Below are 20,777 nucleotides of genomic sequence, written 5' to 3'. Positions count from 1 at the left end.
CCGGGGCACGGAGGTGTTAGCATCAGAGGGCATGAATCCTGCTCCGAACCTGATCCTGATCGGCCCGATGGGCGCTGGCAAAACCTGCATCGGCCGTCGCCTGGCCGAGCGCTTCACGCTGGACTTCGTCGATGTCGACCAGGCCATCGTCGATGCCGCCGGCGCCAGCATCCCGACCATCTTCGAGCACTCCGGCGAAGCCGGCTTCCGCAGCCATGAACGCGAAGCCCTGGCCCGCGTGCTGGAGGGCCACGGCCAGCTGGTCTCCACCGGTGGCGGCGCGGTGCTGGATCCCGGCAACCGTGCACTGATCGCCCGGCGCGGCTTCGTGGTCTACCTGCGGGTCAGCGTGGCCGCGCAGCTGGAACGCCTGGCCCGCGACAAGGGCCGGCCGCTGCTGCAGCGCCCCGACCGCGAGCAGGTGCTGCACGATCTGGCCGCGCACCGCGACCCGCTGTACCGCGAACTGGCCGACCTCACCCTCGATACCGACCCGTATACCGCTGCCGACGCGACTGCCCATCTGGTGGTCAAACTGGCCACGCAATGGCAGCGCCAGGACCTGACCGCATGACCTCCCCCGCCCTGCTGCAGGTCGCCGTTGGCGGCGACCGCCCCTACTCCATCACCATCGGCGCCGGTGCCCAGGCCGATGGCGCTGCGCTGGCTTCGCACGTACGCGGCCGCCACGTGCTGCTGCTCAGCGACAGCGAAGTGGCCCCGCGCTATCTGGCGTCGGTGAAACAGACGCTGCTGGCTGCACGCCCCGACCTGATCATCGGCGAGCATGTGCTGGCCGCCGGCGAAGCCTCCAAGACCCTGGCCGAATTCGGCCGCGCGATCGAAGCGCTGGCTGCGCTCGGCGCCACCCGCGACGCCTGCGTGTTCGCCCTCGGCGGCGGCGTGGTCGGTGACCTTGCCGGTTTTGCCGCCGCCTGCTGGATGCGCGGCGTGGATTGCGTGCAGCTGCCGACCACCCTGCTGGCGATGGTCGATTCCTCGGTGGGCGGCAAGACCGCGGTCGACATTCCGGCCGGCAAGAACCTGGTCGGCGCGTTCCATCCGCCGCGTGCAGTCATCGCCGATACCCGCGTGCTGGCCACCCTGCCGCCGCGCGAGCTGCGTGCTGGCCTGGCCGAAGTGGTGAAGTACGGCGCGCTGGGCGATGCCGTGTTCTTCGAGTGGCTGCAGCAGCATGCCGATGCACTGCTGGCCGGCGAGGATGCGGTACTGGCCGAAGCCATCGCGCGCAGCTGCCGGCACAAGGCCGCCATCGTCGAGCGCGATCCGTTCGAGAAGGGCGAGCGCGCCCTGCTCAACCTTGGCCATACCTTCGGCCATGCCATCGAGACCGAGCAGGGCTACTCGGCCCCGGGCCGCGATGCGCTGAACCATGGCGAAGCGGTGGCGGTCGGCATGGTGCTGGCGGCAAAGCTGTCCACCGGACTGGGCCTGGCCGACGATGCCGACCGCGCTCGCCTGCAGGCACTGCTGGAACGCCTCGGCCTGCCGGTGGCGATTCCGGCCGGGCTGGACCCGCAGGCCCTGCTCGGCCGCATGCGGCTGGACAAGAAGAACGTGGCCGGCCGCCTGCGCCTTGTACTGTGGCGTGGCATGGGCCGTGCTGAGGTGGTACCGGACGTGGATGAGGCGGCGGTGCTGAAGGTGCTGGGCGCGGGCTGAGCTTTCCGCGTTCGCCGGGCATGGCCCGGCGCTACCGGCTTGTGTCGCGGCATGAAGCGCAGCCGAGCGTGGGCTCGGCTCTACAGGTCCGTGCCGCCCCGGGGCGATACAATCGGCCCATGCACGTCTACCTGCAACATCCCGACGCCGGTGCGCAGGCACCACGCTTCCTGCGCCTGAGCCTGCTGCCGGACCTGTTCGGCGGCTGGGAGCTGCTGCGCGAGAGCGGCCGCGTCGGCAGCCGCTCGCAGCTGCGGCGCGAGCTGTTCCTGCAGGCCGACGAAGCCCGCCACGCCTTCGAGAAGGCCCGCGATGCCGAACTGCATCGCGGCTTCCAGATCCTTTCGCACGGCGATTGACGCCGCTGCTCCTCCCGTCCAAGGAATGCCCATCGTGACCAGCCCTCTCCGCAACGATCGACTGCTGCGCGCCCTGCGCCGCGAACCGGTGGACTGCACCCCCGTCTGGCTGATGCGCCAGGCCGGCCGCTACCTGCCGGAATACCGCGCGACCCGGGCCAAGGCCGGCAGTTTCCTGGCCATGGCCAAGACGCCGGAGATCGCCTGCGAAGTCACCCTGCAGCCGCTGCGCCGCTTCCCGCTGGATGCGGCCATCCTGTTCTCGGACATCCTCACCATTCCCGATGCAATGGGCCTGGAGCTGTACTTCGTCGAAGGCGAAGGCCCGAAGTTCCGCCACCCGGTGCGCGACGAAGCCGCCATCGCCCGGCTGGCCGTGCCGGACATGGAACAGGACCTGGGCTACGTGATGGACGCGGTGCGCCTGATCCGCCGCGAGCTGGATGGCCAGGTGCCGCTGATCGGTTTCTCCGGCAGCCCGTGGACACTGGCCTGCTACATGGTGGAAGGCGGCGGCAGCAAGGATTTCTCGCGCATCAAGGCGATGGCGCTGAACCATCCGCAGGCCCTGCATCGCCTGCTGGAGGTCACCACCGAAGCGGTGATCGCCTATCTCGGTGCGCAACGCGCGGCCGGTGCGCAGGCGCTGCAGGTGTTCGACACCTGGGGCGGCGTTCTGTCGCCGGCGATGTACCGTGAGTTCTCGCTGCGTTACCTGCAGCGGATTGCCCAGGGCCTGGACCGTGGCGAAGGCAGCGAGCGCACACCGCTGATCCTGTTCGGCAAGGGCACCGGCCTGCACCTGGAAGCGCTGTCGCAGACCGGCGCCGACGCGCTCGGCCTGGACTGGACGCTGGACCTGGACGAAGCACTGCGCCGCACCGGTGGCCGCGTCGCCCTGCAGGGCAACCTCGACCCGACCACGCTGTACGCCTCGCCGGACGCGATCGCCGCTGCTGCTGCACGCGTGCTCGACACCTATGCCGCCGGCAACGGCGGCTCGCGCGAGGGCCATGTGTTCAACCTCGGCCACGGCATGTCGCCGGACATGGACCCCGCACATGTACAGGTTCTGGTCGACGCGGTGCACGCGCACAGCCAACGCTGAGCATTCCGCATGCCATCACGGCGCGGCCTTGATCGCGCCGTGACCCGCATTGCGCGATCATGGCGGCCCCCACGCTGCACCGGCCGCACCCCATGTCCACATCGCCATCGACCTACAACCGCCAGCGCCCCCTGCTGTGGCTGGTGTCCTTGGCGATTTTCATGCAGATGCTGGACTCGACCATCGTCAACACGGCGTTGCCGGCGATGGCAGCCAGCCTGGGCGAGAGCCCGCTGCAGATGCAGTCGGTGGTGTTCAGCTATGCGCTGGCGGTAGCCACCTTCATTCCCGCCTCGGGCTGGATCGCCGACCGCTACGGCACCCGCCGCACCTTCCTGGTGGCGATCATCCTGTTCACCCTCGGCTCGCTGGCCTGCGCGCTGGCCCAGCACCTGCACCAGCTGGTCGGTGCACGCGTGCTGCAGGGCATCGGCGGTGCGATGCTGCTGCCGGTCGGGCGGCTGGCGGTGATGCGTTCGGTGCCGCGCGAGGATTTCCTGCGCGCGATGAGCTTCATCGCCATCCCCGCGCTGGTCGGCCCGCTGATCGGCCCGACGCTGGGCGGCTGGCTGGTGGAAATCGCCTCATGGCACTGGGTATTCCTGATCAACCTGCCGATCGGCGTGATCGGTTTCATCGCCGCGATGAAGATCATGCCCGACCACTACGCCAGCCATCGCACCCGCTTCGACCTGCGCGGCTACATCATGCTGGCCTTTGCGATGGTGGTGCTGTCGCTGGCGCTGGACGGCATCTCCGGGCTCGGCACCCCGCACGCGCTGGTGATGCTGATGACGGTCGCAGGCCTGGCCGCGCTGGTGGGCTACTGGCTGCACGCCGCCAACTCCACCGCGCCCTTGTTCTCGCTGGCACTGTTCCGCGTACCCAGCTACCGCATCGGCATCCTCGGCAACCTGTTCTCGCGCATCGGCAGCAGCGCCATGCCGATGCTGATCCCGCTGCTGCTGCAGGTCGGCCTCGGCCTGGGCCCGATGCACGCGGGCCTGATGATGGTGCCGGTGGCGGCGGCCGGCATGGTGTCCAAGCAGCTGGCGGTGAAGCTGGTCGAGCGCTACGGCTACCGCCGCGTACTGATGGTCAACACCGTGCTGGTCGGCCTGGCAATGGCCAGCTTCATCCTGATGACACCCGGCCAGCACCTGGCCTGGCGCCTGCTGCAACTGGCGTTCTTCGGTGCGGTCAATTCACTGCAGTTCACCGTGATGAACACCGTGACCCTGCGCGACCTGGACCGCGAATTCGCCAGTTCCGGCAACAGTCTGCTGTCGATGGTGATGATGCTCGCGGCGGGTTTCGGCGCCGCCGCGGCGGGCAGCCTGCTGGCCGCGTTCGGCACCCACCTGGACAGCACCGACGCCACGGCGGCATTGCATGCCACGTTCCTGTGCGTGGGTGCGATCACGCTGACCTCGACGATGATCTTCTGGCAGCTGCCCGACACCAAGCCCGAACCACGGCAGGTCGAGCACGTCGCGGAGTGAGTGGATTTGGCAGGGTTGCACCCTGCACCTGCAGAGGCTTCAAGCCAAGGCAACAGCAACAGCAACAGCAACAGCCAGCATTCCGTGGGTTGGCGGGGCGGTGTGGGCTTGCAGGACACGCCGTAAACCCGTCCTTGGGGGCTCGATGGCGCCATCCATGGCGCCAACGGTCCTGCAAGCCCACACCGCCCCACCTCTGACAGGGTCACGCGGCTGTGGGTAACGGCGACTGTTGGAACGCGCGGTTGTTGGTAGGTGTCGACCTTGGTCGACACATCTATCAGATATCGAATTCCAGATTGGGGTCAGAGCCCATTGCGCAGCAACGGGATCCGACCCCGTGCTCGGGCAGAGCACTGCTTCGCAAGCGCCCGAACGCACAGCCGCCAGCGGCTGGGCCGGACCGCGGAGCGGGGTTTACGGCGTCCCCCGCAACCGGACCCACCCCGCCATCTCACGGAATGCAGGCGTTTGACGTTGACGTTGATTCTGCAAGTGCAGGGCTGCAAGCCCTGCAATAAACCCTACCGCCCCATCACCCTGGCAATCGCTTCCACCAGCAGTTCACCGGTCACCGGTTTACGCAGGAAACCACCGATACCCGCCGCTTCCACCTGCTGCTGCAGGTCCGGGTCGGTCCGCGCGGTCACCGCCAGCAGCGGCAGCATGTAGCCCTGGTTGCGCAGGTGCTGGGCCAGCTCGAAGCCGCTCAGGCCCGGCAGGTCCAGATCCAGCAGGCCGACGTCGAAATCGCCGGCACTGATCTCGCGCAGTGCCGCCAGTGCATGCCCCGCATGCACCACCTCGTGGCCGCGTGCGCTCAACAGCCCCCGCACCACATCGGCCACGGTGGCATCGTCCTCGACCAGCAGCACCCGCAGTGGCGACATGTTCGCCGCTTCATCGCGATTCCCTTCGGCGGATGCCTCGGCATCGCTGTTCACCACCAGCGGCAACGGCAGGGTCACACCGAAACAGGTGCCGCGGCCCAGCTGGCTCTCCACCTGGATCCGCCCCTGCATCGCATGCGCCAGCTCGCGGCAGATCGCAAGGCCCAGGCCGCTGCCACCGTACTGCGCTGCGGTACGTGCACCATCGGCCTGCTCGAAGCGGCGGAACAGACGCTGCTGCTGTTCCTGGCTGATGCCCGGGCCGGTATCGCGCACTTCGAAGTGCAGCGCGCGCAGTTCGCCGTCGCAGCGCGCGTGCAACGTGATGGTGCCGCGGCTGGTGAATTTGACTGCGTTCGACAGCAGGTTGAGCAGGATCTGCCGCACGCGCATGGCATCACCGGTCGCCTGCAGGCCCGCAGGCAGCTGGTTGTCGAGGGCGAAGCGCAGGCCCTTCTGGGCGGCCAGCGGGCCCATCAGGGCCGCCAGATCCTGCAACAGGCCATTCAACGCAAACGACTGCGACTGCAGTTCCAGGCGCCCGGACTCGATCCTCGCCAGGTCCAGCGCATCGTTGACCAGGTGCAGCAGGTGCTCGCCGGCATGCCGGATCGACTGCGTGTAGCCGCGCTGCTGCGGGTCCAGAGGCGAGGCCAGCAGCAGCTCGCTCATGCCCAGCACGCCGGTCATCGGCGTACGGATCTCATGCCCAAGGTTGGCCAGGAAGCGGGTCTTCGCCGCCGAGGCCTGCTCGGCCAGTTCCTGTTTGTGCAGCGCCAGCTGGTAGGCGTGGCGCCGCTGCAGGCGGCGTCGGTACAACCAGGCGAACCAGCTGGTCAGCAGCAATCCGACCGACGCCAGCACCAGCAGGCCGGACAGGCTGCGCCACCACGGCGGCTGCACGCGGAATTCCAGGCTCTGCACCCGCGACCACACATGGTCGGCCGAACGTGCCTGCACTTCCAGCCGGTAGCTGCCCGGCGCCAGGCGCGAGAACAGGCGCTCGCCGGCTGGGCCGACTTCGACCCAATCCGGGTCGTAGCCGGCCAGGCGGTAACGGTACGTATTGGACGCCGAGTCGGCGAAGGACAGCAACCGCGCAACGATGCGCAGGTCACGGTCGCCATCGGCAATCTGCAACGGTGCATCGTGGGTCATGTCCAGCACCTGCTCGTTGCGCCGCACTTCCACCCGCTCGATCACCAGCGGGGCGCGACGTACCGAAGGGCGCACCTGCTCCGGGTCGAACACCACCGCGCCCGCCGCCGTTCCGGCCACCAGGTGGCCGTCGGCCGCTGCAATCAGGGTGTGCTCGCGGAACTCCTGGCTCGGCAGGCCATCATGCACGCCATACAGGCGCACGCTCTGCCCATCTGCACTGACACGCACCAGCCCGCGTGCGCTGGTCGCCCAGGCCACGCCCTGTGCATCCACCACCAGGCCGGAGGCGGAGATTGCCGGATAGCCCTGCTCGGCACCGACCACGGCCTGCCGTTCCAGGCGCCCCTGGCTCCAGCGGTAACGTGACAGGCGACCGTCCTCGGACAACCAGACCTGGCCGTCTCGGCCCACATGCAACGCATGGATCGCCGTTGCCGGCGCACCCGGCACCGGCTGGAAGCGCTCGCTTTCCGGCAGCCACTGCAGCAGGCCGCGGCTGCTGGCCAGCCAGATGTGGTCCTGCGGGCCGCATTCCATATCGAGGTTGAGCTGGCCCTGCTGCAGTCCGCGCTGGCCATTGTCCAGCTGACGCCGCAGGCGCCCGTCGAGATCACGTTGCTGCAGGCCTGCAGGCAGCATCAACCAGAGGCTGTCGCCGTCGCAGGTCATCATCGCTTCGATGACCCCTTCCATCGCCGCATCGGCACCGGCATCACGGCCCCAACGGCGAAGTTCGCGCCGTTGCGGGTCGTAGCGCACCAGCGCATCGGTCGATCCGATCCAGACCTGGCCACGCCGGTCCTCACGCACCGAAGTCAGCCAGTGCATGCCGTTGAACCAGGTGCGGTGCTGCTCGATCCTGCCGGTCTTCGGATCGAAGCGGTCCAGCGCGCCGTGGCTGCCCACTGTCCAGACGCCGCCATTGCTGGACGGGCTGGTGCCCAGCACGAGCGCATTGCGCAGCGAGCTGGGGTCGTCCTCCAGGCGCGACAGCACCGAGAACTGCCACCAGCGTGGCAGCAGGTGCCACAGGCCGGCATTGGTGCTGGCCAGCCAGATGCCGCCTTCGCGGTCCTCGTAGGCACCGGTCCAGTTCGGCCGCACCGGGCCGCGTGCGATCGCGCTGTACAGCGGCACGGTCTGGTACTGGCCGTCAACCGCACGCCCCAGCCCGGTCCGCGTATCCAGCCAGTGCCCGCCCTGCTCGTCGCGCAGCATCATGCCCAGCACCTGCTCGCCTGGCGGCAGCTTCCAGGGCGGTGCCTCGAAGCGGCCATCCGGGCGGCGTACGGTAGCCCCGGCCATCGTGCTGATCCACAGGCTGCCATCCGGTTCGGCGGTCAGCCCGTTGATCAGCAAGCTGGGGATGACGTCGGTACCGACACGCTCGAAGTCCGTCCCGGTCCAGCGCGCCACGCCATGCTTGGTGCCGATCCACAGGCTGCCATCGGCCAGCGTGGCCAGGTAGGGCACCGACGACGAAGGCAGACTGCGCGGATTGTTCGGCTCAGGCAGGAAGCGCTGCAGGCGGTCCTGGCTGTCCAGGCGGTACAGGCCGCCTTCGTGGGTACCGAACCAGATCGAGCCATCAGGCGTGCTGGCCAGGCTCCAGACCGTGTTGGTGCCCATCAACGGCTGGCTGCTGCGGTCGTAGAAGTGCAGCTGCCGGCGGTCGGCCGACATGCGCACCAGGCCGGCGTTCTCGGTGCCTATCCACAACTGGTTGCGGGCATCGACCAGCACCGTCCAGATGCGGTTGTCACGGAGCCCATCCTCGGAACGCCACACGCGGTAGGTGCGCCCGTCATAGCGGGCCAGGCCATCGTTGGTGGCGATCCACAGGTAACCGTAGCGGTCCTCGGCCATGCGGTTGACGGTGTTGGACGGCAGGCCATCGAACACCGTCACCTGCCGCGGGCTCGGCGGCACCGGCTGTGCGGCAGCGGGCAATGCGCAGCACAGGAGGACCAGCAGCAGCATCGCCGCCCGCAGATACACCACCGATTGCCTCCTCACGCTGGTCCTGATGATTCCCGCGTTGCGGGCGTCGGCATGGTAAACCGAAAGTCGCGCCATTCACGCCAGGCGCCGACGCAATCAAGCAGTCGCTTGTCGTTTCCCACGCGCCAGGGCGATGGCCGCCACCAGCAGGTCGCCGGTCACCGGCTTGCGCAGGAAGCCGTCGAAGCCGGCGGCCAGCACCTGGGTTTCGGCATAGGCATCGGAACGGGCGGTCACCGCCACCAGCGGCAGTTCATAGCCCATGGTGCGCAGCTGGCGGGCAATGGCCGTACCGTCCAGCGCGGGCAGATCGAGATCGAGCAGGCCCACGTCGAAACCGTCGGTGGCGATCTCCGACAACGCGCCCAGTCCATGCAGCACGTGTACCACCTCATGCCCGCGCATGCGCAGCAGGCCGGCGATGACCTCGGCCACGGTGGCATCGTCCTCGACCAGAAGAATGCGCAGCGGCGGCAGTACCGGCGGGGCCACCGGCTCGCCCGCCGCGCTGGCGGCCTGGCGCGTCCAGGGCAGCGGCAGGCGCACGCGGAACCGCGCGCCCTTGCCAGGCTGGCTGTCCAATTCGATACAGCCCCCCATCGCCACCGCCAGTTCCTGGCAGATCGCCAGCCCCAGGCCACTGCCACCGTACGGGCCGTCGGCCTGTTCGAAACGATGGAACAGGCGCTGCTGCTGCTCGGCACTGATGCCCGGGCCACTGTCATGCACCTCGAAACACAGGCCGCCCTTTTCTTCCAGGCTTACGGCCAGGCCGACGTGGCCACGCTCGGTGAACTTGATGGCGTTGCCGAGCAGGTTCAACAGGATCTGGCGTACACGCGTCTCGTCGCCGCTGACACTGATCGGCCCGGGTAGGTCTTCACCACGCTGGAACTCCAGCTGGCGCTGCTGCGCCATCGGCTGCGTCAGGCCCTGTACCTGGTCGAGCAGTTCCCCCAGATCGAACGGACGCAGGTCCAGCTCCAGCCGCCCGGCTTCGATCCGGGCCAGGTCCAGGGCATCGTTGACCAGTCGCAGCAAGTGGCTGCCGGCCTGCTGGATCGACCCCGCGTAGCTGCGCTGCACCGGATCCAGCGGGGTGGCCAGCAGCAGCTCGCTCATGCCCAGCACACCGGTCATCGGCGTGCGGACTTCGTGACCCAGCGTGGCCAGGAATCGACTCTTGGCCTGCGAAGCCTGCTCGGCCAGCTGCTGCTTGTGCACCGTCAGCTGCCATTGCTGGCGGCGGCGCAGCCGCGCGCGGATCGCCCAGACCAGGACCACCAGCAGCAGCGACCCCAGCAGGATGTAGCCGAAGATCGCCATGCCGCTTCGCCACCACGGCGGCAGCACCTTCACCTGCAACTGCTGCGAAGGGGTCCACGCGCCCCTGGCGGTCGCCGCCTGCACCTCGATGACATAGCTGCCGGTCGGCAGCCGCGACAGCGTGCGCTGGCCATCGCCGCCCTGCTCCACCCAGTCCTGGTCATAACCCTGCACGCGGAAGCGGTAACGGTTGCCCTGCGGGCTTGCATAGGACAGCAGCCGCGCATCGATCTGCAGGTCGCGGTCATCCGGCCCCAGCAACAGCGTGCCGGTGAGCGGCAACGGCTGCCAGCCGCGTGCGTCGTCGCGGCGCACCCGCACTTCGGCGATCACCAGCGAGGAAGACGGCAGCACGGTATCGTCGGCATTCACGTCAAAGGCGACCAAGCCGGTCTGGGTGACGGCCAGTACGCGGCCATCGGCATTCACCGCCGGTGGCCGCCCGGTGAACTCCGCATCGGACAGGCCATCGCGCTCGTTGAACTGCTGCAGGCGCCGCGTCTTCGGGTCCCAACGCAGCAGGCCGCGCGGCGTCGTGGCCCACAGCTGTCCATTGCCGGCAAGGGCCAGCCCGCCCATGCTGACCGGCGGCACGCCCGCACTGCCGTCGATGCGCTGGATCAGGCGCAGGCTCATGCCATCCCACTGGTAGCGCTCGAAGGCACCTTGGCGCGCCAGCCACAACTGCTGCGGATCGATCCATACCAGATCGTAGATCGGGCCACGCGAAACGCCCGGCACCGCCTCGAAGCGCCCGGCCTGCTCACGCCAGATGCCCATGTCGCCCATCACCCAGGGCCGACCATGGGCGTCGAAGCGGATCTGCTCGATCGGCGCATCGGCCGTCCCGCGGAAATGCTCCAGCGGATAGCTGTGCAGCAGCCGCCCCTCTGCATTGCGCTGCTGCAGGTCCAGGCCCATCACCGACACCCACACCGTGCCATCAGGAGCCTGCCGCATCAGGTCGATGCGCTGGCGCAGGTCGGCACTGCCGTCGATCCGCAGATCGCGCAAAGCGCCGGTGGCCGGATCGTAGATGGTGATGCGGCCACCGCGTCCCAGCCACAGGCGACCGTCCGGGCGCGGCAGCACCGACCACACCACACCGTTGCCAAGCTGCCGGTCACTGGCCAGCAGACGCAGGGTGCCCTGCGCATCCAGCTGGTACACCCCTCGGGCCGAGCCGACGTAGTAGTTCGTCCCATCGCTGGCCGCGCTCAACAGGTACTGGCTGTCCAGTGGCTTGCCGTCCAGCTGGTTCCAGATCGAGAAGCGCCGCCAGTCCGGTGGCAGATAGGCCAGGCCCTGGGTCAGCAGGGCCACCCACAATCCGCCCTCGTGGTCCTGCAGCAGATCGAGCACACCGCTGTGCGCGGTCAGGAAGCCGCTGCCGCGGTCGCCCTCCAGCCGGCGCAGCGTCGCCGCATCCCCTCGCAACAGTCCATCGGAGGTGCCAGCCCAGTAGCCCCCCTGGCGATCGGCCAGGACCAGGGCCGAGCGCAGCTGGGCGCTGTCGGCCCATCGCGGGCGGCTGACCCGGTCCTGCCCATCGATGCGGTACAGGCCATCGTTCTGGCTGCCTACCCAGATCGAGCCCTCCGCATCACGGCTCAACCGGAGCACGCTCAGCGTGCCCAGTTCCCGCGCGGCCACCGGCTCGAACCCGCTGCCGTTCCAACGCGCCACACCGGCTTCGGTGCCCACCCACAGGCGGCCCCGCGCATCGACCAGGCTGGTGAAAATGCTGTTGCTGGGCAGGCCATCCGGGTGTGCTGGGTCATGGGTGTAGAGACGCACGCTGCCGTCTTCGCCAAGACGGCAGACGCCATGGTTGTTGGTACCGATCCACAGGGCATCGTCGACATAGGCCAGTGCCCAGAACTGCCCCTGGCAGGTGGAATTGACCGTGTCGAAGGTCTGGAAGCGCTCGCGGTCGGCGTCCAGGCGGGCCACGCCCTTGCCATTGATGCCCACCCAGACCCGGTCCAGCGGATCGATCAGCAGGGTCTCGATCTCGTTGCCCGGCAGCGAGCCCGCCTGTTCCGGGTCGTGCTCCCAGACCCGCAGGCTGTTGCCGTCATAGCGGGCGAGCCCACCATCGGTGGCGGCCCAGATATGGCCCTGGCGATCCTCGGCCAGCGCCACCACCATGCGTGACGGCAAGCCTTCGGCGGCACCGAAGCGGCGCAGGCGCGGTGTTTCTGCCATGTCCGGGGTCGCAGCCGCTGTGGCCATCGCCATCAGCAGCAGTCCCATACCTGCGATGCCTCGGCACCACAGGCGCCAGCCGCTCGTCATCCTGAACCCCCTGTCCCGGGCTGATTGTCACACAGGCCGGGTCCATGCCTGCAACAGCCTGTTTCCAGCGGTGGCACCACCACGAACTGTTGCACCCATGCACGCAACGTTGGCAGGGGGCTGTGCGTATGATCGCAGCGTCCCCTTCCGGAGCCCGCCATCGATGCGTCCCTGCCTGGCCCTGCTGCCGATGCTGCTCGCCACCGCCCCTGCCTGGGCGGCCGCTGACACCTATCGCCTCGATCCGGTGCACACGCGGGTGCTGTTCTCCATCGACCACGCGGGCTACTCGCAGGCCATGGGCACGGTGTCCGGCAGCGAGGGCCGCGTGCGGTTCGATCCCGACAACTGGCGCGACGCCACCCTGGAAGTGGATATCCCGGTGTCGCGACTGGACCTTGGCGACGCCAAGTGGAACCAGGCCACGCTGGCCCGCAGCCTGCTCGACGGCGAGCGCTACCCGACCGCGCGCTTCGTCTCCACCCGGGTGGAGCCGATCGATGCCAGGCACGCGCATGTGATCGGCACGCTGACCCTGCGCGGGGTCAGCCAGGACGTCACCCTGGAGGTGACCCTCAACGCACTCAAGCGCTACCCGCTCCCTCCATTCCGACGCACCGCCGGGTTTTCCGCCAGCACTACGCTGAGCCGGCGCGCGTTCGGCATCACCGCCTGGCCGGGCGTCATCGGTGATGCAGTACAGGTGCGGATCGAGGCTGAAGCCACCCTCGACCGCAGCGACGCCCCGGGAACTCCCGCTCCCGTTCCACACTCCGACCATACGACGGCCCCCAAGGACCCTTCATGACCGCCAAGAACACCCCTGCCGCCTGGGGGAGTGTCAGCCAGATCCTGCACTGGTTGATCGCACTGCTGATCCTCGCCCTGGGCGTAGTCGGCCTGACCATGGGCGAACTGCCCAAGACGCCCAAGTACTTCTGGGTCTACACCGCGCACAAGTCGATCGGCATGACCGTGCTGGCGCTGGTGCTGTTCCGTCTCGGCTGGCGCCTGTATGCCGGTGCACCGAAGCCGGTGCCGGGCGTGCCCAGCTGGCAGGAACGCATCGCCAGCGCCACCCACGTGCTGCTCTATGTACTGATGTTCGCCATCCCGCTGTCGGGCTGGCTGTACGATTCGGCCAGTGGCCTGCGCCCGTTCCGCTGGTTCGGCCTGGTCGACGTGCCCAAACTGAGCGGCCCCGACCCGCAGGTCGTCGCGGTGTCCCATGCCCTCCACGAATACGGCTTCTGGCTGTTGATCGCGGTGGTGCTGGCCCATGCCGGCGCTGCCTTCTACCACCACCTGTTCCAGCGCGATGCAACGCTGTCCCGCATGTTGCCGCGCGGCTGGCTCGCCTCCCCTCAGAAGGACTGACCGATGAACCTGAAACTGACCACTCCGGCCGCCGTGGCCGCCGCCCTGGCCGGCATGCTGGCCACTGCCCCGGTGCTCGCCGCAGACTACGCGCAGGCTCCCGGTGCCGGCTCGATCCTGGTGTTCGCCACCAAGTACGACGGCGAAGTGTTCACCGGCAGCTTCCCGGGCTTTGCGACCAAGCTCAGCTTCGACCCGGCCAACCCGGCCGCCGGCTCGCTGGACGTGGTGATCCCGCTGGCCGGTGCCAAGAGCGGCAACAGCGACCGTGACTCGACCCTGCAGGGCGCCGATTTCTTCAATGTCGGCAAGTTCGCCACGGCGCGTTATACCGCCAAGGGCTTCCGCGCCGTGGGCAACGACCAGTTCGCCGCCGATGGCACCCTGGAACTGCGCGGCGTCAGCAAGCCGGTCACCCTGACCTTCACCTGGAAGCCGGGCACCCAGCCGGTGCTGACCGGCAAGGCCACGGTCAAGCGCCTGGACTTCGGCGTCGGCGGCGGTGACTGGGCCGATACCAAGACCATCCCGGACGACACCGCGATCAGCACGATCGTGAAGTTCGACGCGAAATGATCGCGCGGCCGGGGCCACGCCCCGGCCCCCTCCTGTAGAGCCGAGCCCATGCTCGGCTGCTCCTGGAGCCGGGCATGAAACGGCCGAGCATGGGCTCGGCCCTACAGCAAGCTTTCAGCCAGCCAGGCCCGCACGCTGGCCGCATCGAACGGCCAATCCAGCTCACGGCCGTCGGCCTCGTCACGCAGCACCGGCACCCGCGCGCCATAGCGGGCTTCCAGCGCCGGCTGGTCATCAAGGAACACCGATTCGAACTCCGGCACCCGCGCCTTGGCCAGCTCGGCCAGGGCCATGTCGCACAGGTGGCAGTCGTCACGCTGGATCAGGGTCAACACCAGTCAGGCTCCCGTGGCGGAAATGCTGCGCCGCAGCCATCGGATGGCCCGGCAAGCCGCTAGAATAGCGGCTTGTCCGGTACCCGCAGTTTGGCATCCATGGCTGTCAGCACGTTCGACGTTTTCAAGATCGGCATTGGCCCGAGTTCCTCGCACACCGTCGGGCCGATGAAGGCCGCCGAGCGATTCATCCATCGCTGGCTGCTCGACCCGGGCCGGCTGCACGAGGTCGCGCGCATCCGCGCCGATGTCTATGGCTCGCTGGCGTTGACCGGCCGCGGCCATGGCACCGACAAGGCGATCCTGCTGGGCCTGGAAGGCCAGCGGCCGAACCTGATCGATCCGGACATCATTCCGGCCACCCTGGAGCGCATCCGCAGCAGCAAGCGCATCCAGCTGATGGGCCAGCACGAGATCGCCTTCGACGAGAAGCGCGACCTGGGCATGAACAAGCGCCAGAAGCTGCCCTACCACACCAACGGCATGCGCTTCACCGCGTACAACGCCGACGACGAAGTGATCGCCACCCGCGATTACTACTCGGTCGGTGGCGGCTTCGTGGTCAACCAGGACGACGCGGCCGATGACCGCATCGTGCCCGATGAAACCCCGCTGCCCTACCCGTTCAAGAGCGGTGACGAGCTGCTGGCGCAGACCGCACGCAGCGGCCTGAGCATCGCCCAGCTGATGTTCGAGAACGAGAAGTGCTGGCGCAGCGAAGACGAGATCCGCGCCAACCTGCGCGAGATCTGGAGCGCGATGCAGTCGTGCGTGGCGCGCGGCATCCGCGAGGAAGGCGTGCTGCCGGGCGGCCTCAAGGTGGGCCGTCGTGCACCGGCGCTGTACCGCGAGCTGTCGTCGAAGCCGGAAGCGGCGATGCGCGATCCGCTGACCACGCTGGACTGGGTCAACCTGTACGCGCTGGCGGTGAACGAAGAGAACGCCGCCGGTGGCCGCGTGGTGACGGCGCCGACCAACGGCGCCGCCGGCGTGCTGCCGGCGGTGCTGCACTATTTCGACCGTTTCTGCCCCGGCGCCAACGAACAGCGCGTGTTCGACTTCCTGCTGACCTCGGCGGCGATCGGCATCCTGTACAAGGAAAACGCGTCGATTTCCGGCGCCGAAGTGGGCTGCCAGGGCGAAGTGGGCGTGGCCTGCTCGATGGCGGCCGGTGGCCTGGTCGCGGCACTGGGCGGCAATCCCAGCCAGATCGAGAACGCCGCGGAAATCGGCATGGAACACAACCTGGGCCTGACCTGCGACCCGATCGGCGGCCTGGTGCAGATCCCCTGCATCGAACGCAACGCAATGGGCGCGGTGAAGGCGATCAATGCCTCGCGCATGGCGATGCGTGGCGACGGCAAGCACAAGGTGTCGCTGGACAAGGTGATCAAGACCATGCGCGACACCGGCCGCGACATGCAGGACAAGTACAAGGAAACCAGCCGCGGCGGCCTGGCGGTGAACGTCATCGAATGCTGATGGCCCTGGGTAGAGTCGACCGTTGGTCGACTATCGCGCGCAGCGCGGGATTTTCGCGGTCTGATCGAAGAGCAGTCGACTGACAGTCGACTCTACCCCGTTGCCCCTACCCGGCCGGACGACACCGTCACCGCGTTCCGGTTAGGCTCGGGGCTCCCCTGCCACGGACGTTCCCATGCGCGTGATCGCTGCCGCCCTGCTTGCCTGCCTTCCGCTGCCCGTCCTGGCCGCGCCCACCTACGGGCCGCGGCTGGAGGGTTTCGATTACGGCTATCCGGTGAAGATCTTCGCGCTGGAATCGCAGCGGCAGCCGCTGGAGATGGCCTACCTGGACATCGCGCCGAAGAAGGCGCCGATCGGGGTGGTCGTGCTGCTGCACGGCAAGAATTTCTGTGCGGCCACCTGGAAGGAATCGATCAAGCCGCTGGTTGCCGCCGGCTACCGGGTGATTGCGCCGGACCAGGTGGGCTTCTGCAAATCCAGCAAGCCCGAGCGCTACCAGTACACCTTCGCGCAGCTCGCCGCCAACACCCATGCCCTGCTGCAGCAGCTGCAGCTGGGGGATGCGCCGGTGCACCTGGTCGGCCATTCGATGGGCGGCATGCTGGCGGTGCGCTACGCACTGATGTTCCCGCAGGACCTGCGCAGCCTGTCGCTGGTCAACCCGATCGGGTTGGAAGACTGGAAGGCGCTGGGCGTACCGTGGCGCAGCGTGGACGCGTGGTACGCCGGCGAAATGAACATCAGCTATGACAGCATCCGCCGTTACCAGCTGGAGGTGTACTACGACGGCAAATGGAAGCCAGCCTACGAACCCTGGGCACGGATGCAGTCGGGCATGTACGAAGGGCCCGGCAAGCAGGCCGTTGCATGGAGCCAGGCCCTGGCCTCGGACATGGTGTTCAACCAGCCGGTGGTCTACGAACTGAAGAATGTGCAGGTGCCGACCACGCTGTTCATCGGGCAGAAGGACCGCACCGCGATCGGCCGTGACCAGGCGCCGCCTGCGGTGAAGGCGACGCTGGGCAATTACCCGGTACTCGGCAAAGCGGCGGCCGCGGCGATTCCGGGCGCGACGCTGGTCGAGTTCGCCGAACTGGGCCATTCGCCGCAGGTGCAGGACCCGAAGCAGTTCAATGCGGCGTTGTTGAAGGCGTTGAAAGCGAATTGAACGGCAGCCCTCCTCTGTAGAGCCGAGCCCATGCTCGGCTCATACGGCAGGAGGGGATCTCGCCAGCAGCAGCCGAGCGCAGGCTCGGCTCTACAGCAGCGGTGCGATCAGCCCACGATCCTCAACACGTCATCCAGCAACGCGGCGGCGGTGACTTCCGCGCCTGCGCCCGGCCCCTGGATCAACAAGGGCTGGCGGTGGTAGCGATCGCTGTGGATGGCCACGCGGTTGTCGGTGCCCGCACCCTGCGCCAGCGGATGATCGGCCGGCAGCTCGCGCAGGCCCACCTGCGCACCCTCGCCGTCGACACGGCCAACGAAACGCAGCACACGGCCGTTGTCGCGTGCCTGCTGCCACCGCGCCTGCAGTGGTGCATCCAGCTGCTCCAGTGCAGCCACTGCGTCCTCCAGCGGCAACGCTGCCAGCGCTTCAGGCACCAACGAATCCACCTGCACCTGCGAAGCATCCAGCGCCAGCCCGCTGCTGCGGGCCAGGATCAGCAGCTTGCGGCGCACGTCTTCGCCGGACAGGTCCAGGCGCGGATCCGGTTCGGTGTAACCGGCCGCCAATGCTTCGCGCACGGCGGCCGAGAACGGCGACCGTCCGTCATAGCGATGGAACAGCCAAGCCAGCGAACCGGACAGCACACCCTCGATGGCGTGGATGTGATCACCACCTGCCACCAACGCGCGCAGGCTGCTCAGCAGCGGCAGACCGGCACCGACGGTGGCGCTGTCGCCGTAGCGCGCACCACTGTCGGCGCAGCTCTCGGCGATGGCCGTGGCGCGGGCCAGCTGCGCACCGCGGCCCAGCTTGTTGGCGGTTACCACATGCACTCCGCGCGCCAGCCACTGCACGTGACGTGCGGCCACGTCTTCGCTGGCGGTGGCATCGACCACCACGTCACCGCGCTCCAGCCCCTCGGCATTGGCCCATGGCGGCGAGCTGTGGCCGTCGCGCGGGGCACGCCGCGCCAGCTCCAGCGGCAACGCCAGGTCGCGATCGATCGCCAGCGCAGTGCGTGAGTTGGCCAGCCACTGCACGCTGGGCAGGTCCAGCCCGCGCGCCTGCAACGCCTGGTAGCGCTGCACAAAGGCCGAACCCACCGTACCCGTACCCAGCAGCGCCAGGCGCCCCGCGCCCAGCGCGGGAATTTCAGCCGCGAGCGCGCTCATGCATCCACCACCTGTTTGCGGCGTGCGGCCGCATCGATCACGGCTTCGGCGCGCTGCAGCGCGGCACCGAGATCGGCCAGCAGGTCACGCTCGGCCTCGATGCCGACCGACAGGCGCAGCAGGCCTTCACTGATTCCGGCCGCCGCACGCGCTTCGGCAGTCATCGCCGCATGGGTCATGGTGGCCGGATGCGCGATCAGGCTTTCGACGCCGCCCAGCGATTCGGCCAGGGTGAAACAGCGCAGGCCATCCACGAAGGCGCGCACCGCCGCGTGCGGATCATCACCGGCGCAGTGCGCCAGCTCGAACGAGAGCATCGCTCCGAAGCCGTTCTGCTGGCGTGCGGCGATGGCATGGCCGGGGTGATCGGTCAGGCCCGGGTAGTAGACCGTGCCAACTGCCGGATGCTGGTCCAGCAGGGCCACGATCGACGCGGTGTTCTCCTGGTGCACGCGCAGGCGCGCATCCAGCGTGCGCAGGCCGCGCAGGGTCAGGAACGCATCGAACGGCGAACCGGTCAGGCCGAGCGCATTGCCCCACCACACCAGCTGCTCGTGCAGTGCCGGATCACGTGCGACCACGGCCCCCCCCACCACATCGCTGTGGCCATTGATGTACTTGGTCGTGGAATGCAGCACCAGGTCTGCACCGAACGACAGCGGCTGCTGCAGCGCCGGCGACAGGAACGTGTTGTCGACCACCACCAGTGCACCGGCCTTGTGCGCGGCATCGATGACGAAGCGCAGGTCGGTGATGCGCAGCAGCGGGTTGGACGGCGTTTCCACCAGCACCAGCTTCGGCTGGGTGGCCAGCGCCTGGGCCAGCGCTCGTGGATCGGTCAGGTCGGCGGTGACCAGCTCGAAGTGGCCCTTTTTCGCCAGCGCATTGAACAGGCGCCAGCTGCCACCGTACGCATCGTGCGGCACCACCAGGGTATCGCCCGGCTGCAGCAGCGCGTTCAGCACCAGGTTGATCGCGCCCATGCCGGTCGCAGTGATGACGCCACCGGCGCCGCCCTCCAGTTCCGCCAGCGCCTCACCCAGCAGGTCGCGGGTCGGGTTGCCACTGCGCGTGTAGTCGTACTGGCGCTTGTTGCCGAAGCCTTCAAAGCTGAAGTTCGACGACAGCACGATCGGCGGAGTGACCGCACCATGCGCGGTGTCCCGATCGATGCCGGCACGGACGGCGGCAGTGGTGCGACTACAGGACGGCTCGTTTGCGTGCAGGCTCATGCGGACTCTCCAGAAGTGCGGAAGGCGGTGGCGAGGATCGCGTCGATGCGATCGGTTTCTTTGAGGAAGGCGTCGTGGCCGTAGGGCGAGCGCAGAACGCGCAGGCTGCCGCGCGGGCCCAGACCTTCGACCAGGCCGACCAGGTCGGCCAGCGGCACCAGGCGGTCACCCTCCACGGCTACCACGACGGTCGGTGGCAGGATCGCGGTGGGGTCAACGCGGTGCAGGTCGATCGATTCGGACAGGCGCAGGTAGGCGGTCACCGGCGTGCGCGCGACGTACTGCGCACCGGCCGCGTCGAGATAGTCTTCAGCTGCCACGCGCACGCGGCCATTGATGACTTCCGGCGCAGCGTCGAAGCGCTCGCCGAACTCTTCCGGGGTGCGGTAGCTGAGCATGGCGAACTGCCGGGCCAGGGCCAGGCCATGGTCTTCGCCGCACTGCAGCTGGCCGAGCGCGACCGCGCGGCGCTGCAGCGCACGCCAGGCGGCGGCATAGGGATGCGGGCGATGTGCACCGCTGGCCAGCACCAGCTGGCGCACGCGGGCACGGTGCCGGATCGCGAACTGCTGGCCGACCAGCGCGCCGTAGGAGTAACCCACGAACGCCTTCAGCGTGCGGATGCCGAGGTGGTCCAGCAGCAGCGCCAATGCATCGGCCTGGTCGGCGGTATCGATCGGCACATCCAGTGCACCGTCGGCACCGATGAAATCGAAGGCCAGCACACGCAACTGCTGCGGATCCAGCGCGCGGCCACTGCCCACCAGGTCTTCGGCCCAGCCCTTCTCGCTGAACTGCGCGTTGGACGCCACGTGGCGGTGGGCGGAGATGCCGCCGGCCAACACCACCACCGGCGCGTTGGCCGGGCCGACCCACTCGTAGCGCAGGCGCACCGGGCTGGGGCCGCTGTGGCGCATCGACAGCACCGCGGCGAACTCACCGCGCTCGGCGTGCACGCGGTCTTCGAGCGGCACGCTGACGGGGACAAAGGGTTCGGGGCGAAGCGCGGTACTGGCGGCGAAGCTCATGGCGGGATCCGGTTGGGGAATCGGCCATCGAGCCTTCGCGGGGCCCGCGTTCGAGATGCACGTGCGGTGCATG

The 20,777-nt window shown here is 68.4% G+C and carries 16 protein-coding genes; 10 read left to right on the top strand and 6 right to left on the bottom strand.

The window, feature by feature from the left end:
- The first annotated feature begins 31 nt into the window (after positions 1-31).
- The 5 genes from B9Y64_RS09025 (at position 32) to mdtD (ending at position 4,652) form a co-directional block, all read left to right on the top strand.
- Positions 32-574: a shikimate kinase gene (locus B9Y64_RS09025; RefSeq protein WP_100440392.1), complete on the top strand. Its 543-nt coding sequence runs from the start codon at positions 32-34 to the stop codon at positions 572-574.
- Entirely contained in the window at positions 571-1,683 is a 1,113-nt protein-coding gene (aroB, locus tag B9Y64_RS09020) for a 3-dehydroquinate synthase (protein WP_100440391.1), read from the top strand. The genes B9Y64_RS09025 and aroB overlap by 4 nt, the downstream gene beginning before the upstream one ends.
- A 119-nt stretch (positions 1,684-1,802) precedes the next feature.
- Positions 1,803-2,042 (top strand): WGR domain-containing protein, encoded by a 240-nt coding sequence (locus tag B9Y64_RS09015; RefSeq protein WP_014038141.1) that lies wholly within the window; start codon positions 1,803-1,805, stop codon positions 2,040-2,042.
- Between the two features lie 25 nt (positions 2,043-2,067).
- A complete protein-coding gene (hemE, locus tag B9Y64_RS09010; RefSeq protein ID WP_100440390.1) occupies positions 2,068-3,150 on the top strand; it encodes a uroporphyrinogen decarboxylase in 1,083 nt (360 codons plus the stop codon).
- A gap of 92 nt (positions 3,151-3,242) precedes the next feature.
- Entirely contained in the window at positions 3,243-4,652 is a 1,410-nt protein-coding gene (mdtD, locus tag B9Y64_RS09005) for a multidrug transporter subunit MdtD (RefSeq protein ID WP_100440389.1), read from the top strand.
- A gap of 524 nt (positions 4,653-5,176) precedes the next feature.
- Here mdtD and B9Y64_RS09000 read toward each other — a convergent pair.
- Both B9Y64_RS09000 and B9Y64_RS08995 read right to left on the bottom strand, forming a co-directional pair.
- Positions 5,177-8,704 carry a hybrid sensor histidine kinase/response regulator gene (locus B9Y64_RS09000; RefSeq protein WP_100440388.1) on the bottom strand — a complete coding sequence of 1,176 codons (3,528 nt, stop codon included), beginning with the start codon at positions 8,702-8,704 and terminating at the stop codon, positions 5,177-5,179.
- Positions 8,705-8,800: 96 nt separating this feature from the next.
- The gene (locus B9Y64_RS08995; protein ID WP_100440387.1) at positions 8,801-12,328 is read right to left on the bottom strand and encodes a hybrid sensor histidine kinase/response regulator; all 3,528 of its coding nucleotides are present in this window, start codon (positions 12,326-12,328) and stop codon (positions 8,801-8,803) included.
- A 163-nt stretch (positions 12,329-12,491) separates the two neighbouring features.
- Between B9Y64_RS08995 and B9Y64_RS08990 the strand changes: the two genes are divergently transcribed.
- From B9Y64_RS08990 to B9Y64_RS08980, 3 genes are read left to right on the top strand one after another with little or no spacing between them, the layout of a single operon-like run.
- Positions 12,492-13,136 (top strand): YceI family protein, encoded by a 645-nt coding sequence (locus B9Y64_RS08990; RefSeq protein WP_100440386.1) that lies wholly within the window; start codon positions 12,492-12,494, stop codon positions 13,134-13,136.
- Positions 13,133-13,705, top strand: coding sequence for a cytochrome b (locus B9Y64_RS08985; RefSeq protein WP_100440385.1), 573 nt, complete (start codon positions 13,133-13,135; stop codon positions 13,703-13,705). The genes B9Y64_RS08990 and B9Y64_RS08985 overlap by 4 nt, the downstream gene beginning before the upstream one ends.
- Before the next feature lie 3 nt (positions 13,706-13,708).
- Positions 13,709-14,281 (top strand): YceI family protein, encoded by a 573-nt coding sequence (locus B9Y64_RS08980; RefSeq protein WP_100440384.1) that lies wholly within the window; start codon positions 13,709-13,711, stop codon positions 14,279-14,281.
- A 101-nt stretch (positions 14,282-14,382) separates the two neighbouring features.
- Here the strand turns inward: B9Y64_RS08980 and B9Y64_RS08975 are convergent, their stop codons facing one another.
- Positions 14,383-14,616 (bottom strand): glutaredoxin family protein, encoded by a 234-nt coding sequence (locus B9Y64_RS08975; RefSeq protein ID WP_100440383.1) that lies wholly within the window; start codon positions 14,614-14,616, stop codon positions 14,383-14,385.
- 99 nt (positions 14,617-14,715) lie between these two features.
- Between B9Y64_RS08975 and B9Y64_RS08970 the strand changes: the two genes are divergently transcribed.
- Both B9Y64_RS08970 and B9Y64_RS08965 read left to right on the top strand, forming a co-directional pair.
- The gene (locus B9Y64_RS08970) at positions 14,716-16,098 is read left to right on the top strand and encodes an L-serine ammonia-lyase (protein ID WP_049456519.1); all 1,383 of its coding nucleotides are present in this window, start codon (positions 14,716-14,718) and stop codon (positions 16,096-16,098) included.
- 175 nt (positions 16,099-16,273) lie between these two features.
- Positions 16,274-17,269: an alpha/beta fold hydrolase gene (locus B9Y64_RS08965; protein WP_100440382.1), complete on the top strand. Its 996-nt coding sequence runs from the start codon at positions 16,274-16,276 to the stop codon at positions 17,267-17,269.
- A 107-nt stretch (positions 17,270-17,376) separates the two neighbouring features.
- Here the strand turns inward: B9Y64_RS08965 and B9Y64_RS08960 are convergent, their stop codons facing one another.
- From B9Y64_RS08960 to metX, 3 genes are read right to left on the bottom strand one after another with little or no spacing between them, the layout of a single operon-like run.
- On the bottom strand, positions 17,377-18,444 hold the full coding sequence (locus tag B9Y64_RS08960; RefSeq protein ID WP_100440381.1) for a homoserine dehydrogenase: 1,068 nt from the start codon (positions 18,442-18,444) through the stop codon (positions 17,377-17,379).
- Complete coding sequence (locus B9Y64_RS08955; protein WP_100440380.1) at positions 18,441-19,676, bottom strand: O-succinylhomoserine (thiol)-lyase; 1,236 nt, start codon at positions 19,674-19,676, stop codon at positions 18,441-18,443. Before B9Y64_RS08955 ends, B9Y64_RS08960 begins: the two co-directional genes overlap by 4 nt.
- Positions 19,673-20,704 carry a homoserine O-succinyltransferase MetX gene (gene metX / locus B9Y64_RS08950; RefSeq protein WP_100440379.1) on the bottom strand — a complete coding sequence of 344 codons (1,032 nt, stop codon included), beginning with the start codon at positions 20,702-20,704 and terminating at the stop codon, positions 19,673-19,675. Before metX ends, B9Y64_RS08955 begins: the two co-directional genes overlap by 4 nt.
- Between the last annotated feature and the right edge of the window lie 73 nt (positions 20,705-20,777).

It is taken from the genome of Stenotrophomonas maltophilia (genome assembly GCF_002799245.1).
Lineage (GTDB): Bacteria > Pseudomonadota > Gammaproteobacteria > Xanthomonadales > Xanthomonadaceae > Stenotrophomonas > Stenotrophomonas maltophilia_S.
The sequence above is the reverse complement of the archived record's forward strand: the minus strand, read 5'-3'. Positions and strand labels throughout refer to the sequence as shown.

What these genes read in the sequence shown, in the direction of transcription:
- B9Y64_RS09025 (WP_100440392.1), top strand. Translation starts at nt 32, where the DNA reads ATGAATCCTGCTCCGAACCTGATCCTGATCGGCCCGATGGGCGCTGGC.
- aroB (WP_100440391.1), top strand. Translation starts at nt 571, where the DNA reads ATGACCTCCCCCGCCCTGCTGCAGGTCGCCGTTGGCGGCGACCGCCCC.
- B9Y64_RS09015 (WP_014038141.1), top strand. Translation starts at nt 1,803, where the DNA reads ATGCACGTCTACCTGCAACATCCCGACGCCGGTGCGCAGGCACCACGC.
- hemE (WP_100440390.1), top strand. Translation starts at nt 2,068, where the DNA reads ATGCCCATCGTGACCAGCCCTCTCCGCAACGATCGACTGCTGCGCGCC.
- mdtD (WP_100440389.1), top strand. Translation starts at nt 3,243, where the DNA reads ATGTCCACATCGCCATCGACCTACAACCGCCAGCGCCCCCTGCTGTGG.
- B9Y64_RS08995 (WP_100440387.1), bottom strand. Translation starts at nt 12,328, where the DNA reads ATGACGAGCGGCTGGCGCCTGTGGTGCCGAGGCATCGCAGGTATGGGA.
- B9Y64_RS08990 (WP_100440386.1), top strand. Translation starts at nt 12,492, where the DNA reads ATGCGTCCCTGCCTGGCCCTGCTGCCGATGCTGCTCGCCACCGCCCCT.
- B9Y64_RS08985 (WP_100440385.1), top strand. Translation starts at nt 13,133, where the DNA reads ATGACCGCCAAGAACACCCCTGCCGCCTGGGGGAGTGTCAGCCAGATC.
- B9Y64_RS08980 (WP_100440384.1), top strand. Translation starts at nt 13,709, where the DNA reads ATGAACCTGAAACTGACCACTCCGGCCGCCGTGGCCGCCGCCCTGGCC.
- B9Y64_RS08970 (WP_049456519.1), top strand. Translation starts at nt 14,716, where the DNA reads ATGGCTGTCAGCACGTTCGACGTTTTCAAGATCGGCATTGGCCCGAGT.
- B9Y64_RS08965 (WP_100440382.1), top strand. Translation starts at nt 16,274, where the DNA reads ATGCGCGTGATCGCTGCCGCCCTGCTTGCCTGCCTTCCGCTGCCCGTC.
- B9Y64_RS08960 (WP_100440381.1), bottom strand. Translation starts at nt 18,444, where the DNA reads ATGAGCGCGCTCGCGGCTGAAATTCCCGCGCTGGGCGCGGGGCGCCTG.
- B9Y64_RS08955 (WP_100440380.1), bottom strand. Translation starts at nt 19,676, where the DNA reads ATGAGCCTGCACGCAAACGAGCCGTCCTGTAGTCGCACCACTGCCGCC.
- metX (WP_100440379.1), bottom strand. Translation starts at nt 20,704, where the DNA reads ATGAGCTTCGCCGCCAGTACCGCGCTTCGCCCCGAACCCTTTGTCCCC.